At 69.4% G+C, this 17,443-nt stretch carries 16 protein-coding genes; 8 read left to right on the top strand and 8 right to left on the bottom strand.

The features are described from left to right. Positions 1–11 precede the first annotated feature (11 nt). The 3 genes from AB0I34_RS25915 to AB0I34_RS25905 form a co-directional block, all read right to left on the bottom strand. Entirely contained in the window at positions 12–2,225 is a 2,214-nt protein-coding gene (locus AB0I34_RS25915) for a UvrD-helicase domain-containing protein (RefSeq protein ID WP_360449528.1), read from the bottom strand. A gap of 92 nt (positions 2,226–2,317) precedes the next feature. Then, on the bottom strand, positions 2,318–3,625 hold the full coding sequence (locus AB0I34_RS25910) for an NAD(P)/FAD-dependent oxidoreductase (RefSeq protein ID WP_360449526.1): 1,308 nt from the start codon (positions 3,623–3,625) through the stop codon (positions 2,318–2,320). After that, positions 3,625–4,236, bottom strand: a complete 612-nt coding sequence (locus tag AB0I34_RS25905; RefSeq protein ID WP_360449523.1) for a DUF4126 domain-containing protein — start codon at positions 4,234–4,236, stop codon at positions 3,625–3,627. Before AB0I34_RS25905 ends, AB0I34_RS25910 begins: the two co-directional genes overlap by 1 nt. Positions 4,237–4,411: 175 nt before the next feature. On the opposite strand from AB0I34_RS25905, the gene AB0I34_RS25900 reads away from it, so the two are divergent. Both AB0I34_RS25900 and AB0I34_RS25895 read left to right on the top strand, forming a co-directional pair. After that, positions 4,412–6,349 carry an N-acetylmuramoyl-L-alanine amidase gene (locus AB0I34_RS25900; RefSeq protein WP_360449520.1) on the top strand — a complete coding sequence of 646 codons (1,938 nt, stop codon included), beginning with the start codon at positions 4,412–4,414 and terminating at the stop codon, positions 6,347–6,349. Between the two features lie 10 nt (positions 6,350–6,359). After that, entirely contained in the window at positions 6,360–7,091 is a 732-nt protein-coding gene (locus AB0I34_RS25895; protein WP_360449517.1) for a nucleotidyltransferase domain-containing protein, read from the top strand. On the opposite strand, the gene AB0I34_RS25890 is transcribed toward AB0I34_RS25895, so the two are convergent. Both AB0I34_RS25890 and AB0I34_RS25885 read right to left on the bottom strand, forming a co-directional pair. Next, positions 7,084–7,554: a YbaK/EbsC family protein gene (locus AB0I34_RS25890; RefSeq protein WP_360449514.1), complete on the bottom strand. Its 471-nt coding sequence runs from the start codon at positions 7,552–7,554 to the stop codon at positions 7,084–7,086. The genes AB0I34_RS25895 and AB0I34_RS25890 overlap by 8 nt on opposite strands. A 33-nt stretch (positions 7,555–7,587) precedes the next feature. After that, the gene (locus tag AB0I34_RS25885; protein WP_360449511.1) at positions 7,588–8,145 is read right to left on the bottom strand and encodes a DM13 domain-containing protein; all 558 of its coding nucleotides are present in this window, start codon (positions 8,143–8,145) and stop codon (positions 7,588–7,590) included. A 175-nt stretch (positions 8,146–8,320) separates the two neighbouring features. Between AB0I34_RS25885 and AB0I34_RS25880 the strand changes: the two genes are divergently transcribed. The 5 genes from AB0I34_RS25880 (at position 8,321) to AB0I34_RS25860 (ending at position 11,345) form a co-directional block, all read left to right on the top strand. Beyond that, positions 8,321–8,920 (top strand): DUF6504 family protein, encoded by a 600-nt coding sequence (locus AB0I34_RS25880; protein WP_360449508.1) that lies wholly within the window; start codon positions 8,321–8,323, stop codon positions 8,918–8,920. Then, a complete protein-coding gene (locus AB0I34_RS25875; protein WP_131351369.1) occupies positions 8,917–9,390 on the top strand; it encodes an SAV_6107 family HEPN domain-containing protein in 474 nt (157 codons plus the stop codon). Before AB0I34_RS25880 ends, AB0I34_RS25875 begins: the two co-directional genes overlap by 4 nt. Before the next feature lie 93 nt (positions 9,391–9,483). Beyond that, positions 9,484–9,684, top strand: coding sequence for a hypothetical protein (locus AB0I34_RS25870; RefSeq protein WP_360449506.1), 201 nt, complete (start codon positions 9,484–9,486; stop codon positions 9,682–9,684). A 209-nt stretch (positions 9,685–9,893) separates the two neighbouring features. Beyond that, entirely contained in the window at positions 9,894–10,646 is a 753-nt protein-coding gene (locus AB0I34_RS25865) for a methyltransferase domain-containing protein (RefSeq protein WP_360449503.1), read from the top strand. A 279-nt stretch (positions 10,647–10,925) separates the two neighbouring features. Continuing rightward, complete coding sequence (locus AB0I34_RS25860) at positions 10,926–11,345, top strand: DUF3040 domain-containing protein (protein ID WP_360449500.1); 420 nt, start codon at positions 10,926–10,928, stop codon at positions 11,343–11,345. Positions 11,346–11,580: 235 nt separating this feature from the next. Here the strand turns inward: AB0I34_RS25860 and AB0I34_RS25855 are convergent, their stop codons facing one another. From AB0I34_RS25855 to AB0I34_RS25845, 3 genes are read right to left on the bottom strand one after another with little or no spacing between them, the layout of a single operon-like run. After that, on the bottom strand, positions 11,581–13,893 hold the full coding sequence (locus AB0I34_RS25855; RefSeq protein ID WP_360449497.1) for a DUF3488 and transglutaminase-like domain-containing protein: 2,313 nt from the start codon (positions 13,891–13,893) through the stop codon (positions 11,581–11,583). 41 nt (positions 13,894–13,934) lie between these two features. Then, the gene (locus AB0I34_RS25850) at positions 13,935–15,221 is read right to left on the bottom strand and encodes a DUF58 domain-containing protein (RefSeq protein ID WP_360449495.1); all 1,287 of its coding nucleotides are present in this window, start codon (positions 15,219–15,221) and stop codon (positions 13,935–13,937) included. Between the two features lie 3 nt (positions 15,222–15,224). Further along, on the bottom strand, positions 15,225–16,217 hold the full coding sequence (locus AB0I34_RS25845) for a MoxR family ATPase (protein WP_238163086.1): 993 nt from the start codon (positions 16,215–16,217) through the stop codon (positions 15,225–15,227). Positions 16,218–16,730: 513 nt separating this feature from the next. Here AB0I34_RS25845 and mraZ point away from each other — a divergent pair. After that, the gene (mraZ, locus tag AB0I34_RS25840; RefSeq protein WP_131514606.1) at positions 16,731–17,162 is read left to right on the top strand and encodes a division/cell wall cluster transcriptional repressor MraZ; all 432 of its coding nucleotides are present in this window, start codon (positions 16,731–16,733) and stop codon (positions 17,160–17,162) included. The last annotated feature ends 281 nt before the right edge of the window (positions 17,163–17,443 follow it).

The raw sequence follows: 17,443 nt of genomic DNA, 5'->3' as shown, positions 1-17,443 counted from the left end.
ACGACGCGCGCTCAGTCGCGGGTGGGCAGCCAGTGCGTGGTGCTGTTGATCGTGATCAGCCGTTGCGTCGCCCGGGTCAGTACGACGTACAGCGCGCGGACGCCACCGAGGGTGTCGTGCACGATCTGGTCCGGTTCGACCACGACCACAGCGTCGTACTCCAGGCCCTTGGACTCGAGGGGGCTGACGGCAACGACCCGCGGATTGCCGATGTCGGCCAGCACCGCGTCGACGGCAGGTCGCAGCTTCGGCGTGACGATGACGCCGACCGTGCCTTCCACCAGTTGGAGCAGCTCGGTGGCCGCGTCCGCGGTGGCCTCGACGACCTTGCCGTCGTCGAAGATCCGATGCTCCGGGTCCACTCCGGTACTGCGGACGGCGTTGGGCAGATCGGCGTCGGGGAGACTCTGCCGGATCACCTCACCGGCGAACGCGTAGATCTCGGCCGAGTTCCGGTAGTTGGTCGACAGCCGGAACGTGTGCCGCCGCAGGTGCGACAGCATCGAGTCCATCGCCGCACGGGCCTCGTCCGGGTCCGGCCACGAGCTCTGCGCCGGGTCGCCGACGATCGTCCAGCTCGCCTGCGGCCCGCGCCGCGTCACCATCCGCCACTGCATGGGGGAGAGGTCCTGTGCCTCGTCCACCAGCACGTGGGCGTACTCCTCCGGCTCCTCGGCCTCTCTGGCCGCCGCTGCCCGGGCGCGCCGCTCCGACGTCGTCAGCACCTCGTTGACGCCGTCCGACAGGCCTTCCAGCCAGTCGAACTCCTCGTCCTTCGTCTCCGAGACCGGAGCGCGTCCCAGCACCGTGTCCAGCTCGTCCAGCAGGGCCACGTCGGCGATGGTGAACTCGTCGGTGCCGCGGATCGCTCTGGCGAGCGCGTCGACCTCGGCCGGCGTCAGGTCGTTGCGGGCCCACCGCTGCAACCGCCGCGGATCACCGAACCACCGCAGTACCGCCTCCGGCGTCAGCACCGGCCACCACTGGCTGAAGAACGACCGGAACGCCGGTGTGTCGGTCACCCGGTCGCCGAACGCCTCACGGTCGGCGTACACGCCGGTCCGCAGGTCCTCCGGGAACCGCTGCCACAGCGCGCCGACCAGAGCCTTGCGGGCTTCGGTGCCCGCCCGGTTGCGTGGCGTACGGCGCAGTGCGTTCCGACGTACGTTGTCCAGCTGGTTGGCGTCCAGCTCGATCGTGGCGCCGCCGAGGAAGACGCGCAACGTGGCGGGCGCCGTCGGCACGCGGTCGCGGGCGGCCCGTGACAGCAGTGCGCTCATCCGGAGCGAACCCTTGATCGCGGCAACCTCCGCCTCGTCGACCGCGGTGGCCTTGACGCCGTCGACCAGCTCGCCGACCGCCCGCAGGGAGACCGTGTTCTCACCGAGGCTCGGCAGCACGCGCTCGATATAGGCCATGAACGCGGCCGACGGCCCGACGACCAGTACGCCGCCCCGCTCGAAGCGCCGGCGGTCGCTGTACAGCAGGTACGCCGCCCGATGCAGAGCCACCACGGTCTTGCCGGTGCCCGGTCCGCCGCCGATCACGGTGACGCCACGAGCCGGCGCCCGGATCGCCTCGTCCTGCTCGGCCTGGATGGTGGCGACGATGTCACGCATCGTGTGACCGCGAGCGCGCGACAGCGACGCCATCAGTGCGCCCTCGCCCATCACCGGCAGGTCCTCAGGAGCGCGCTCCGGGGCGAGCAGGTCGTCCTCGAGGCCGACGATGCGGGCGCCCTTGTTGCGCAGGACCCGCCGCCGGACCACCTTCAGCCGATCGGTCGAGGTGGCGCGGTAGAACGGCTCCGCGGCCGGCGCGCGCCAGTCGATCACCAGCGGCTCGTACTCGGCGTCACGGACACCGAGGCGGCCGACGTACAGCCTCTCCAGATCCGCCGCGGTGCCTGCGGCCGGCTCGTCGTCGCCCTGGTCGGAGTCGAGCCGGCCGAAGACCAGGCCCTCGTGCTCCGCGTCCAGCTCGGCGATCCGGCGGGCGGCGGCGAAGACCAGCACATCCCGCTCGTACAGACCGGTCTGCTCCTCGTCGCGGACCCGGCCGACGTTCTGCGCCTGCCCGCGTTGGTGCCCTTCGACCGCGATGCGCGACGCCGATCGAGCCGCCTCCGCGACCCGGTCGTACACCCGGTCGACGTGGTGCTGCTCCGCCGCCAGCTCGGCCCGCTCGACGTTCTCGTGATCGGCCGACGTAGGGGATTGATCCACCGAGGTCCTCTCTACTGCCGGGCTCCTGCCCCGACACGGAACACATGAACGATCAATCCTACGTGGGTCCGGTGACTGAACCCCACCCGGTATCAGGCCTTGCCGATGGCATCGGCCACGATGGCGGCGCCGAGTGTGGTGGCGGGCACACCGGAGCCCGGGTGAGCGCCCGCACCGACGCAGTACAGGCCTTTCACGGGGGAGACGTTGGACGCCCGGCGCCGGGCTGTTCTGTACCCCTCCCAGGCCACCCCGGCCCACCAGGACGGTGACGTCTGACGGGACACCACCTTGTCCCGGATGTGCAGCCCACGGGCCACGAGCAGGTCGAGTACGTCGTCCGTCGGGTAGCCGTGCACCAGGACTGACCACGCCTGGTGGCCGGCCGGTGCCTGTCCGCCTGTTCGGACGACCACTGTCGGCGTACCGTGCAGCACCGTCTCGAACGGCAGGCTCGGCACAGGCTCCTGCAGCCCGAGATGTACTACGTACGCCGCCTGGGCCTGGTGCGTCGCCAGCACCTTCTTGCGGACCTTCTTGGCCGCCGGGTCGTCCATGAGCTCGGCGTAGAGCTGACGCGGGTCGATGTCGCTGACCACGATGTCGGCGGGCAGCTCGGTCGCATCGGCCAGTCGTACGCCGGTCACACTGCCGTCGGCCGTGGAGACCGCAACCACCTCCGCGCCGGTGCGTACGTTGATCTTCCGCTCGCTCGCACGCTGGGCCAGCGCGTCCGCGAGCGCACCGAAGCCGCCCTCGATCGTCCAGCGGCCGAACGTGCGCTCCAGGTAGGACCACACCCCGACGTACCCGGGGGTGAGCTTGGCGTCCGATCCGCCTTGCGCTGCGAAGTGCCGCAGTACCGCACGGGCCCGGTCGTCCCCCAGCTCGCGGTTCGCCACCTTCTCCAGCGACTGCCAGGGCTTGAGCGACCGGACTGCACGCAGCGACAGCTTGTCGTGCAGCGGTGGCTCGAGTGAGGTCTTCCGCAGGATCTGCCACGTCTCGCCGTAGCCGTCGACCAGAGCGGTCCATTGCTTGGCGGTCTTCTGGTCGGCCAGACCGGTCCATGCCTCCGCCTGCGCACCGCGATCACTGATCGGCAGGTCCAGCACTGACCCGTCGCCGAACATGTGCCGCCGCGGCTCCGTGATCGGCTCGAGCTGGACCAGACTCTCGATCGGGCGGCCGCTCTTGCGGAAGAGGTCCCGCAGCGCCGCAGGGAGCGTCGTACTGGCTGCTCCTGCGTCCCAGCTGAACCCGTCCGCCTCGACCCGACCGAGTACGCCGCCCAGGTGCTGGTCGCGTTCGCACACGGTGACCTCATGGCCGAGCTTGGCCAGCCGGACTGCACTGGCGAGGCCGGCCAGACCAGCCCCGACGACTACAACGCGGGCCATCAGGCGGCACTGCTCCCGGTCACCGGGGCGCCCCGTTTCTCCCGCCACGCCTTGAAGCGCGCGAAGCCACGGCGGATGAACCGGAACGTGAAGTACACCCCGATCAGGCCGAGCAGCAACAGCACGCCGGCGATGATCAGCGCGATCTCCGGGTGGAACACGGCGAGCGCCACCACACTGGCGACGGCGACGTCCTCACCGGACGACGCGGCGATGTTGGTGACGGGCTCGGGGGAGGTGTTGATCGCCAGCCGCAGACTCGACTTCACAGCGTGTGAGAGTAGCGCCACGAGTCCACCGGTGGTCGCGATCACGGCCTGCTGCAGGGTGCTCGCCTCACCGGACAGCAACGCGGCGATGATCACGCCGATGGTCGGCCGGATCACGGTCGAGATCGCGTCCCAGGCCGAGTCGACGTACGGAATCTTGTCGGCGACGAACTCGAAGGCGAATAGAACACCCGCTGCGATCAGAACCGGGGTGGTGGTCAGGGCCGTCGGTACGTCCTCGGCGCCGGCGAAGCGGCCGAGCAGACCGAGAATCAGTACGCAGGCGTAGGCGTTGATGCCGCTGGCCCATCCCGTCGTGAACGCCAACGGCAACGCTTCCATCGTCGATCTCCGTAACGCTCGGTCGCCACCCCGTGAGACGGCATGCTTCGTCAGTATCGAACCTGCGGATGTGAGTTTTGGTTAACCGTTGACATCCGGTCCGCCCCGACCCACAGTGACTAGGCTGCCAGTCTGCGTGACCGGCATCCCCCGCCATCGGGTTCAGGAGATCAACATGCTTCGTCGTCCGAAGATTCTCGCCGCACTGGCAGCGGTCGCGCTGCCCATCACCGCGCTCGGCGTGTCGACCGGAGGCCCACCCGCTGCCGCTGCGCCCCCAGGGCCATCCGCCGCGACCGCCTCCGCCACCGCGGCCTCCGCGTTCAACGCTGCCGCCGCGAAGTACGGCGTACCCGAGTCTGTCCTGCTCGCCGTGTCGTACGCCGAGTCGCGGTGGGACGACCATCTGGGTGCCCCCAGCACGTCGGGCGGTTACGGCCCGATGCACCTGACCGCCGTCGACCCCAGCGAAGTGGCCGACCTGTCCGGCAAGCGCAAGGTCGCCACCGCTGCGTCGCTGCGGACCCTCGACAAGGCGTCCGAGCTGACCGGGCTGGACCCGGCCGCCCTCAGGAACGACACCACTGCCAACATCAACGGCGGCGCCGCGCTCCTGGCGTCGTACCAGCGCTCTCTCGGCCTCGCGGTCGGTGCCAGCACCTCTCCGGCCCAGTGGTACGGCGCCGTGGCGTCGTACGCGGAGGCCGGCGACCGCGTGGCCGCCTCCGGCTTCGCCGACGACGTCTACTCGATCATGGCCCGCGGTGCGGCCCGGACGACGAACACCGGACAGCAGATCACGATGGCTCCGGTCGCAGTGACTCCGGACAAGACGCAGGTCGGCAAGCTGGCGCTGCCCGCGGGGACGAAGCCCGCGAACAGCGACGTCGAGTGCCCTCCGACACTCGGGTGCGAGTGGCTGCCCGCGCCGTACTCGCAGTACGGCCCCGGGGCCGGTGACTACGGCAACCACGACCTGGCGAACCGGCCGAAGACCGGCAAGATCGACTACATCGTCATCCACGACACCGAGGGCAGCTGGCAGACCACGCTGAACCTGGTGCAGGACCCGACGTACGTGAGCTGGCAGTACACGATGCGCTCGTCCGACGGCCACACGTGGCAGCATGTCAAGGCCAACGACGTCGCGTGGCACGCCGGCAACTGGTACGTGAACATGCACAGCATCGGCATCGAGCACGAGGGCTTCGCCCCGCAGGGTGCCACCTGGTTCACCGAGGCGATGTACCGCAACTCGGCCAAGCTGGTCCGCTACCTCGCCGCCAAGAACAACATCCCGGTCGATCGCGCCCACATCATCGGCCACGACCAGGTGCCGGGCACGGTTCCCAGCACGGTGGCCGGCATGCACTGGGATCCGGGACCGTACTTCGACTGGGAGCACTACTTCGACCTGCTCGGCGCCCCGATCTACGGGAACAAGATCTTCCCGGTGAAGGCCGGCTCGATCGTCTCCATCAAGCCGGGCTTCGAGAACAACGTCCAGGTCGTGACCGACTGCACGGGCGCCGGAACCACCTGCGACCCGCAGGGCACCAACTTCGTGTACCTGCGTCAGTCGCCGGACGACGCCGCTCCGCTGGTCAAGGACGTGGGACTGCGTCCGGGTGCGACCGCGAGCACCACACAGGTCTCCGACATCGGCGCCCGCGCCACGGCCGGTTCGCAGTACGTCGTGGCGCAGCGGCAGGGCGACTGGGTGGCCGTCTGGTACCTGGGCGCGCTGGGCTGGTTCAAGAGCCCGGCGTCGGCTCCGGACGCGTTCGCCAAGCCGGGTCTCGTGGTGAAGCCGAAGGCGGGCAAGGCCTCGGTGCCGGTCTACGGGCGTGCGTACCCCGAACAGGCGGCGTACCCGGCGGGTATTCCGTACCAGACCGTCACGCCGCTGCAGTACTCGATCGGTGCCGGCCAGGCCTATCCGGTCAGTGACCTCAACATCGAGACCGACTACTACCGCGCCGTCACCTTCGCCGGTCAGCCTCCGACCGACCACGTGCAGGTGCTCGGCAAGGACCGCTACTACCAGATCTGGTTCGGCCACCGGATGGCTTACGTCCGGGCCGCCGACGTGGACATCAGGCCGGCCGTCTAGCTTGCCTGTTGTGCATGACGAAGCCGTCCAGCAACTGCTGGACGGCTTCGTCGCGTCGGTGCGCCAGGTCGCCGCGGTCGAGGCGATCTGGCTGCACGGTTCGCTGGCCCTGGGCGACTACCAGCTGGGGCGCAGCGACCTCGACGTCGTCGCGGTCGTCTCCACGCCACCGCCTGCTGCGATCGAGAACGTGCATCGCCGGCTGATCGACACGTCCCCGCTGGCCGCCAAGCTCCATTGCTCGTACATGGTCCGCGACCAACTGACCGACGTCTCGATCCGCCATGCGACGTTCGCCCAGGGGCGGTACTTCGACCGGCCGGTGACGCCGGTGACGCGGCGAGAGCTTGCCTTGAGCAATGTCTCGCTCTTCGGTCCGCCGCCTTCCTCGTTGCTGCCGGCCACCAGTGACGCGGAGTTGTCCGCCTTCATTCGCCGTGACCTGCGGGAGTTCTGGCTGCCCGCCGTGGCCCGGCGGACGAACTGGTACGTGGACATCTGGGTCGATCTCAGCTTGCTGACGCTCGCCCGTGCGCACGTCACGCTGACGACGGGGGACCTGATCACCAAGCGGGCCGCCCTCGACGTCCTGCCGTCGTTGGGAGCACCCACGGCCGTGATCGCGGACATCAGCCGGCGCAGGTACGGCCCGGCGACGCGGACCTGGCCGTGGTGGCGCCACCGCCGCGCAGTCCTGACGCGCCGCTTCGTCCAGACCGCGATCCCCACCGTCCTCAGTTGACGGTGATCGGGGTTCCGTTGGCGATGGAGACGAGTTCGGCGTACGTGGTCGGGAAGACCGAGTGGGGGATGCCGGCAGCGGCCCAGATGACGTCGTACTGCTCGAGGGCGGCGTCGACGTAGGTCGGGACCTGATGCGGGTGGCCGACCGGGGCGACACCGCCGATCGACTGGCCGGTGTGCTCCTTGACGAACTCCGGGGTGGCGCGGCGGAGCTTGCCGATGCCGAGCTCGGCGGCGACCTTCGCGGTGTCGACCCGGTGCGCGCCCGAGGTCAGGATCAGGACTGGTACGCCGTCGCCGTCGAAGATCAGGCTGTTCGCGATCGCGCCGACCTCGCAGCCGAGCTCGGCGGCAGCGGCCGCCGCCGTCGGCACCGCCTCGTCCAGGATCACGATCTCACCGGTGGCACCGGCCGCCTTCAAGGCATCGGCCACCTTCTGCACATTGGGATGACTGCTCACCCTCGGCACCTTATGCGGGCGCCTTGACGCCGGTCACGCCGGTTTCAGTTCGGCTGCTCCGAAGGACACGTTGAACCGGTCGCACCAGATGGCCACGCTGCGGAAGTCGCCGAGTGTCAAGCCGGCCGGGACCGGATAGTTCTGGTTGCCGTGGTTGCCCTTCAGGCTGCCCAGACTGCGGTAGCGCCCGTCGTCGAACAAGTGCCATCCCGCTCGGCCCGGAACGACGTTCGCATCGCTCAACCACACTTTCAGATCGGGACCGTCCGAGGTGTCGAGGTTCTCGATCCTCAGCACCCGGCTGCCGTCGGACAGCCGGAGTACGGCGACTGTGCCAGACGTCTCGTGTTCGTGCGTGATCAACTTCCCGGTCAGGAGAACCTCTGTCGTGGGCGGGACCTGCTTCGGTGCGACGGAAACTGTCGGTGGCGTCGTCGACGATGTCTGTGTGGAGATCGGAACAGCGCCGGGTAGCGCCTCGTCGACCACCGTGTCGGTGAAGAGCCGCCACGGCTGGAAGAGCGGCAGCGCGACTGCCGCGACCACGACGGCAACGGCCGCCGCGGTGACCAGTGCTGCCCGCTTCTTCACGGTCCGTCCCTTCGTCAACGCCTCGGTGCACCCAGTCTGGCGGCCGGATCGGTCGCGCGGCGGCGCGCCGGGCTTACGGGCCGTTGACGATTGTCGGCGGGCGGCGATACGCTTCCAGTGTTCGAACAGATGTTCGATTACCTCCGACCCGGCTTCGTCGGGAGGCCGGCCGGAGGTGACCCGGACAGCTGGACGGCTCCGGTGCGGAGTTGCGGCCGCATCGGGATCCGGTGGTTCCGGCGGGCCGGGCACCGAGGTGGACCTCGACCCCCACCTCGCGCCCACCCGCCGGGCCTCCGACCAGGCCGTCGACCAGGGGAAGCAGCAGTTCGTACACAGGAGGCGATGGACCATGTGGGAGTTCGACGAAGCCGTCGAGGTGCGTTCGGGTGTCGTGGACGGCGTCGAGACCCCGGAGCAGTTCCTCTGGCGTGGCCGTCTGTGGCGTGTCTGCTCCGTCCAGTCTCACTGGACGGAGACCGCTGCCTGGTGGGAACGCGGCATCATCGGCACCCCGATCCATCGCGTGACCGACTGGCATCACGCCGAGGCCGCTCCGGCCGTCGCCGAAGCGCCTGTCCTTGCCGGTGCTGCCCCGACCAGCGGCGCAGCGAACGGCGCGGCGGTCGGCGTACTGGATGCGGACTGGGGACCGCGGCGCGCGGTGTACCGGGTGGAGGCCGGGTGCGGCCGGCACGGTCGGCGTGAGCTGTTCGATCTCGCGCACGACCCGGACTCCGGCCGCTGGCAACTGGAAAGGGTGACAGACCGATGACCGTTTCACCGGTGTCTCCGGCGGCTGCCGGCGCGGCGAGCCGGGAGTTGTCCCGCGCCCGAGCCGCCCTGGCCGAGGCGTTGGACACGAGCGACCATCTGATCCGCTACTCGAGTGCGCATATCGCGGCTCTCCGGGTCGCGGCGGCGGTCTTGGCCGTGCGCGCCCGGCCGGTGCGCTCCGGCGCTCGCCGCCGCATCCAGCGGAATGCCTGGGTGCTGCTGGCTGAGGTCGCCCCAGAGTTTGCCGAGTGGGCTACGTTCTTCTCGGCCGGTGCGTCTCAGCGGGCTGCCGCCGAAGCCGGCCTGGAGCGAGCCGTCACGACCCGCGAGGCCGATGACCTGATCCGCGCAGTGGAGACCTTCTACGGTCTGGTCGAGTCCTCGCTGCGGCTGTCCAGCACCGCCACCTTCACCGCCACCACAGACCCTCAGTCGGTCCTCACCCAGTCCTGGATGCAGGCCAGCTAGCAACAGCCCACGACGGCAGTCACTCGGAGAGAAACGACATTGAGTCAGGTACGCAGAGGTGTCGGCCATGACCTGTGCGGTCGCGTGCATGCAGTGCTCGGGGTCGAGTGCTATCTGGCCGACACCCACTACCCGAGCCCGCATCAGTCGCTCGAAGGCGAGTCCTGGGACGACGGTCTGTGCAGCAAATGCGCGGGCGGCGGCCTCCTGGCCGGCTACACCTGCGACCGCTGCAACGGCGCCGGCTTCGAGCCCGTCGAGCTGATCGACCCCGAAACCTACCAACCCGGCTAACCCCGCACCTCCGGCGGCGCGACGCGGCGGCAGGTGGGCGGGGTGGTGACCGCCTCCTCCGCCCCGCGGTGGCGCCACGCCGCGGCAGGTCGGCAAGTGGTGACCGCCTCCTCCGCCCGCACACCTACCCGGACGGCGGTGAGCTACCGGGGTGGGAAGTAGGGTGTGGCGGACGTGGGGTGGTTGGTTGGGGGACTGCTAGGAGGGTCATGACGATGGTCGATCGGCGGCGGCGTTCGCTGCGGACGGCGCTGGTGGGCGAGGCTCTGCGGGTTGCCCTGGCAGGGCGGGCCCGGACCGATCCGGGTGCCGGGCTGGACATCGTCGACCTCGGTGGCGGCACCGGCGGATTCGCCGTACCGCTGGCCGTCGAAGGTCACCGGGTGACCGTGGTCGACCCGAGTCCCGACGCGTTGGCGTCGCTGGAGCGGCGGGCGCGGGACGAAGGCGTGAGCGACCTGGTCCGCGGCGTCCAAGGCGATGCGGCCGAGCTGCCCGGCCTGGCCGGCGAGTCAAGTGCGGATGCCGTCTTGTGCCACGGCGTACTCGAGGTCGTCGACGATCCGGTGCAGGCCCTGCAGGCCATGGCCTCGGTACTGCGCGAAGGCGGCGTACTGAGCTTGCTCGTTGCCCAACGCAACGCTGTCGTACTGGCGCGGGCCCTCGCCGGTCACCTGGCCGAGGCGCGGGTCGCACTGCAGGACCCGGACGGTCGCTGGGGTGCGAACGATCCGATGCCGCGGCGGTTCGACGAGGCCGGCATCATCGCGCAGTTGGCCGACGCCGGCTTCATGGTCCACACCGTCCACGGCGTCCGTACGTTCGCCGACCTGGTCCCGTCCGCTTTCGTCGACGCCGAGCCGGGCGCCGCCGACTCCTTGGCCGAGCTGGAACGCGCTGCCAGCCAGCACCCCGACTTCCGGGCGCTCGCCACTCAGCTGCACATCCTCGCCACCCGCTGACCACCCGGACAGCGCCGGGGACGTCCACGAGGTACGACGTACCGCCTCAGACGCGCGTGTCGCGGCTCACAAAGACAGCCCGGAACGCCCGAGGGCGACGGAAAGTGACGGGCTGGCGACCGTATGCTGGAACAAGGTTTCGGCTGGTCGCGCCGTGGCTCGGGAGCGTCCGTCGAGGCGGGGAGTTTCCGGACCGTGACGCGCTGGACAGGCGGCCAGGGTTTCGTGTGAGGCACGCGCGTCCTAGACTGATGGTGGCCTATCGAGATCGCGCTCACCATGGAGGGATCGACGGTGCCCCTCTCGGAAGAAGAGCAGCGCCAGTTCGAGCAGCTCGAACGCGCCCTCGCTGCGGAAGACCCGAAGTTCGTCTCCGCCATGCGAGGGACCAATGTGCGCTTGTATTACAAGCGCCGGGCAGTGCTTGCCGGCGTTGGATTCGTGCTGGGCATCGCGGTCTTGATGGCCGGCGCGATCATCCCCAACACCATCATCGGAGTCATCGGCTTCGTGATGATGGTCGCCTGCCTCTACATCGCGGCGCTCAGCATGAAACGGATCAGCAACGCGGGGGACTCGGACGACATCCCGCCGCCGCCTCCGCCGTCGAAGCGGCATCGGACCAAACACGACTCGTCCGGAAGTTTCATGGAGCGCATGGAGGACCGCTGGCGGCGTCGCCGCGACGAAGACCTCTGACCGGCCGCCGCGCCGGCTGAGCGCGAGACCAGTCGAAGAACCACACCCGTGCCCTGGTGGGGCGGGTGTGGTTCTTTATGTGCGCGGTCTGGTTCGAGATCTGTCCCAGGTGGGAAGCCACCGCCCTCGGCCGCGCACCCCGGGTGGGTCGGCCGCGCACCCCGAGATGGAATGCGCGGCCGAGGTCCACTGTGCGGCGAAGGCCTGGTCGTCAGCTGCGGCCGAGGCGCGGCTGTCAGTTGGCGTGGCGCCCGCGGAGGACCAGGGACCTGAGCCGGGCGAGCAGAAGGTCGAACTCGTCCAGGAGGTCGGAGGCCTCTGTGCTGCCCCGGTTCAGGTACCAGCGCCAGGACGGTGGCAGCAGCCGCGCCCGCCAGCGGCGGACCTGCCGCGCCTGGGACCACAGCGCCTTGCGTACGGCGGCCGCCTCGGCCCGGAGGTCCGTGCTTGGGTTCACGTCACCGGAGTACCGCAGAGCCTCGATGCCACGGGCCAGCCGGAGAGCCTGCGGATGCGTCTCTGTGGGCAGCTTCGTCAGCAGCCATTCGCCGGACTGGCGTGGTGTGGAGATCTCCGACCAGTCGAGACCGAGGTCCCGGGACGTGTCGCGGATCTCCGCCCAGAGCCCTTCGGCTCCGGCCCGGCCTGGCGGCCGGGAGAACCGGCGGCGTCTGGTCAGACTGCGGATCAGCCACGGGATGCACAGCAACAGGATCACGCCCGCGCTGATGCCGATCGCCTGGCCGCCTCCGTTGGTGAACCAGTTGCCCTGGTCGAGGACCGCGACGCCGCTGTCGTTGGGCAGGTTGCGGTCGCTGTTGGGCTTGTCGATCAGCGGGTCCTCGGTGCCGCCCGGGGTGATCGGCGCGGTGCTCGGCGCCGTCGACGGGTTGATCGGGTCAGAGCCGGTGCCGACCGTCCAGCTTGGTGCGGCCGCCACCCGGGCCGGCGGGGTCGGCTCGAACCGGACCCAGCCGTAGCCCTGGAAGTACAGCTCGGGCCACGCGTGCATGTCGTGCATCCGCACCGTGTACTGGCCGTCCTTGTCGGATGTCCCGGGCAGGAACCCGATACCGACCCGGGACGGGATACCGAGGATGCGCGCCATCAGCGCCATCCCGGTGGCGAACTGCTCGCAGTACCCGGTCTTGTTCTCCAGCAGGAAGTCGCGCAGCGCCGGCATCCCGCTGCCGCGCGCGTTGTCGGTGCTGTAGGTGAAGCCGCCGCCGCTGCGGAACCAGCTCTGCAGCAGCACCGCCTCGTCGAACTGGTTGCCCTTGGCATCGGCAGTGACCTCGTTGGTGAGGTCCTTGATCTCCTGCGGGGTACGCCGCGGCACCCGGCTGGTGTACTCGTCCGGCGCACCGCCCTGGAGGGCGTTGTGCAACTGGTCCGGGTTGGGCTTGAGGTCGTACGCGCTCAGGTTGTACTTCTTGCCGCCGACGACCTGCCCGTTCGACGACACCACGTCGAGCGCGCCGGCGTCGTACCGCCAGTCCCGCTTGAGCGAGATCGTCCGCAGCGGATAGGGGACCGGCGCGAACTGGGACCGGAAGCTCCGGCTGACGCTGATCTCCATCTTGGTCTGCGGGGCCTTGCTCAGGTCGCCGTTGTACCCGGGTGGCGGCGCGAGTTCGCCGTCGATCTTGCGGTTCTCCGGCCGGGGCGCGATCCGCCAGGTGTTGCCGTCGAAGCTGTCGAGCGCAGTCAGCCGCAGGTAGGTGCCGGCGTCCGGACCGCCCTTGTAGGTGAGCGCGACCACGTTGTCGCCGCGCTTGAGGTTCTTGCCCATGTCCAGCATCGGGTCGGTCGACGAGATCGACGCGCCGACGCCGTTACCGGGACCGCTACCCGCCAGGCCGTTGCCAACGACACCTTCCGGCAGCGCCGGCAGCAACGCCGGCAGAAGTGCGGCGAGCGCAACCACGCTCAGACCGATCCGCCGGCCCGCCTGGCCGAGCGCGGACGCCTCGACCGGCTCGGCAGCGTCCAGGTGCGACACACCGGAGATCCGGCGGCCCCATCGGCTCAGCCTGCTGCGGCCCTCGGCCGACAGCAGCACGATGTAGCCGATCGCCGGCGGGATGAACAGCAACGCGGGCAGTCCGCCGTGCACGGTCGCGGCCGGCACGGTGTACATGATCAGGAGCAGCAATCCGGCCCAGGCCGCCTGCCGAAGCTGCACGGCGACGACGTGGATCAGCAGTCCGGTCGCGGAGATGACCGACACGGCGAACAGGGTCAGGTGCGAGTCCGGCGGCAGCGGCGCGCTGAACCGGTTGATCGAGTCCATCGCGTTGACCAGCTGCTGGTTGAACTCGATCGCTGTCGCCTTCCACGGGAACAGCCCGAACTTCAGCGTGCTGTTCAGGAAGAACAGCGACAGCAGTTCGATCAGCACCAGTAGTTGAACCAGCGGTACGACGATCCGCGGGGCGCGCAGGTTCTGCAACAGCACTCCGACGCCAGTGACAGCCCCGCACAGAAACGCACTGATGAACAAGAACGGCCCCGAGAACACGGGCGTCAGCACGAGCGACCCCAACACGGTCGCTCCCCAAGCGGCGAGAGAGATCCTCACGTGACCGGTCATGCGATCCTTCCGCTCCGCAGCCCGAGGCCGGACCACACGGTGGGTAGGTGGTCGCCGCGCCGGACTCTGGCGACCCGCCAGCCGCTCCGGCGCAGTTCGTTCTCAGTGGCGTCCGCGGCGGCGGTCAGCCGGGCCGCCTTCTCGGTCGCCTCGGCGCCGACCGCCCAGCTGGCCGCGTCGAGCAGCAGCGCGACGCCGATGGCCTGGCTGGTCCGCCAGCGGTTCAGCGAGGTGATGTCCTCGGAGCTGCACGCGCCGAGGATCGCGATCACCAGGCTCGGGTCGTGGGAATGCCGGTCAACGGTCAGCAGCGGACCGATCTCGGCGTACTTGTGTTCCTCGACGGTCGCGCACTCGGTCAGCAACTGCTGCGTGGTGAGCGGCTGGTGGACGGAGGCCGAGGTGCGGTGGGTGATCGCCGACAGTGTGGTCGGGCCACCGAGCATCGTGGTCGCGTAGCCACGGCGGATCCGGTCGATGCCGACCGAGGCGGCCGCGCTGACGGCCCACTCGAGGCTGGACGACGGGCCGTGGCCGTGGTGCGAGATGACCCGCGCGTCCAGGAACATCGCGCACCGGCTCTGCCAGGGCTGCTCCTCCCGCCGCACCATCAGCTCGCCGCGGCGGGCGGTCGACCGCCAGTGCACCCGGCGGAGGTCGTCGCCGTCGCGGTACTCGCGAACAGTCGCGTCCTCCTCGCCGGCCGACGCGATCGCCCGCGGCCGGTTCTCACCGGAACCGGCCCGGTCCGCACCCAGCCGGATCTCCGGCAGCCGGTAGACCCGCGGCGTCACCAGCAGGTGCTGGCTGCGGGTGAACGTGCGGCTGGTCTCGACCAGACCGAACGGGTCGGCCACGGTCAGCATCAACGGCCCGACCTGGAACAGGCCGCGGACGTCGGACTTGACCGAGTAGGTGACCGTACGACGCCAGTTCGGACTGACCCGGTCGACCACGAAGCGCGGCCGGTGACCCAGCACGTAAGGGATCCGGTCCTCGAGCAGGAGCAGACCCGCGGGCATCCGGCCTTGGTTGCTCAAGGCAAGCTCCACCGTCGCCTGCGTACCCACCGGCACCTGGTCCGGCGCGAGGCTGCGCCGTACCTGCAGTCGAAGCCTGGTTCGTCCGACGACGAGCGCCGCGACCAACGGCAGTGCGACCAGCAGGATGCCGACGCGCAGCAAGTCCTTCTGCCCGAGCAGGAGTGCACACAGAGAGGCGGTGATGCCGGCCGCGACGAACGCCCGCCCTCTGGTGGTCAGCCCGCGCAGTGCCTGCCGCATGTCTCAGTCCCGACGAGTGCGGGGGAGTGCCACTGTGGACACCAGCCCGGAGATGATGTCGGCTGCACCGCGCCCACCGAGATGCGCCTCAGCCGCAGGAAGAACACGGTGCGCCAGCACGGGCACCGCGAGCTCTTGAACATCGTCCGGGAGCACGAACTCCCGGGAGTCGAGCGCCGCCGCCGCGCGGGCCGCCCGGATCAGGTGCAGGGTGGACCGGGGGCTCGCACCCAGCCGGAGCTCCTGCGACCGACGGGTCGCGCCGACCAGGGCGACGGCGTACTCCTTGACGCCCTCGGACACGTGCACCGACTGCACCGTCTTCACCAGCCGCAGGATCTGCTGGCCGTCCGTGACCGGTTGCAGGCTCTTCAGCGGGTCGTCGGCGGCGTGACCGTCGAGCATCCGCAGCTCGGCGGCCGGCTCCGGGTACCCCATCGAGACGCGGGCCATGAAACGGTCGCGCTGCGCCTCGGGGAGTGGGTAGGTGCCTTCCATCTCGATCGGGTTCTGGGTCGCGATGACCATGAACGGCGCCTCGAGCTGGTACGTCGTGGTGTCGACGGTGACCTGGCGCTCCTCCATCGACTCCAGCAGCGCGGCCTGGGTCTTCGGCGAGGCACGGTTGATCTCGTCGCCGACCACGATGTTCGCGAACACCGCGCCGGGCTTGAACTCGAAGTCGCGGATCTCCTGGTTGAAGACCGAGACGCCGGTGATGTCCGACGGCAGCAGGTCCGGGGTGAACTGGATCCGGCGCACGGTGCAGTCGATCGACCGGGCCAGCGCCTTGGCCAGCATCGTCTTGCCGACGCCCGGTACGTCCTCGATCAGAAGGTGGCCTTCGGCCAGCAGGACCGTGACGGCGACCTCGACCACGTCGGGTTTGCCCTCGATCACCTGCTCGATGGCCCGGCGGACTCGTCCCGCCACCTCGGCCAGTTCGTCGAAGTCCCCGGCTCCTGCCAGTGCCGAGCTGGTCGCGGTACTGCTCACCCTGAGTCCTCCCCATTCGTTGACGGCCGACACATTCTCACCCGCTGTAGGGGCCGGGCCTAGAGCATCGGAAGTTTCGTTACCTGGCGTTTCGGTGTTCATCGGCACAGGCCCTCACCGGCTGGGTCGGAAAGTCGTCCCTCCAAGCGTACGGGCGGCGAAAACAAACTGCCGGGGGTTACGACGGCTCTGGGCGCCGAATGGTTCATCCCGATGCGGAGCGGAGTGGCATGAGCACCGAGTGGAGCGAAGTGGCGGATGACCGGGTGGAGCGAGGTGGAGAAGGCCGGTGGAGGGGAGTGGATGGGCCGGTGGAGCGAAGCGGAGGAGAGGCAGGCGCCTGACCGGGCAGCGACACGCGGGAACGCCGGGTGGGATTCGCGGCGCGGGTGGGGGGAAACGGGCGGAAGTTGGTTGACGGTGGTGGAAAGTGGAGTAAGGTGGAGCGCAGTGGAACCGAAGTGGTGGATACAGCTCGCCTGAGACGGAGAGTCCGCAACGGGGAGGTGGAGCGTGTTCCTCGGAACGCACTTCCCCAAGCTCGACGACAAGGGACGGTTGTTCCTGCCGGCGAAGTTCCGCGACGAACTGGCCGACGGCCTGGTGATCACGCGTGGACAGGAGCGGTCGCTGTCCGTGTGGCCCGAGCGCGAGTTCATCCAACTGACAGAGCAGCTGAAGCAGGCGCCGATCACCAACAAGGGTGCGCGGGACTATCTGCGGATGCTGTTTGCCGGAGCCTCGAACGAGGTGCCGGACAAGCAGGGCCGGGTCACCATCCCGCCGATGCTGCGCGATTACGCGGGACTGGATCGCGACTGCGTCGTCATCGGGGCGATGAACAGGGTGGAGATCTGGAACACCGAGAACTGGAACAGGTACTCGCAAGAGCAGGAGCAGGCCTTCGCGGACCTCTCCGAAGAGGTATTGCCAGGGATCTTCTAGCTGAACAGTGGGCGAGCAGGACCGAGAGCACACCGACCGTCCGGTGAGATCACGGGTCCGACTTCCGACCTCAAGCCCTTGGCGCCACTTCCCCGGCGCCAAGACCGACGAGGTACTTCCCCGGAAGGCGTACCCGCGATCTGACCGGACGGTGTCACTCGAAGCACCGCGCCACAGCGACACCCTCCACCCCGCCCCACCGCAGGACACGTACGACGGCGAACCGCCGGACCGGATCCGCGACATCCGGAGCGGCGACCAACCGGAAGGCCGGCCCGGAC

The sequence above is a fragment of the Kribbella sp. NPDC050281 genome, assembly GCF_040655855.1.
Classification (GTDB): Bacteria; Actinomycetota; Actinomycetes; order Propionibacteriales; family Kribbellaceae; genus Kribbella.
This window is presented reverse-complemented; position numbering and strand designations above follow the sequence as displayed.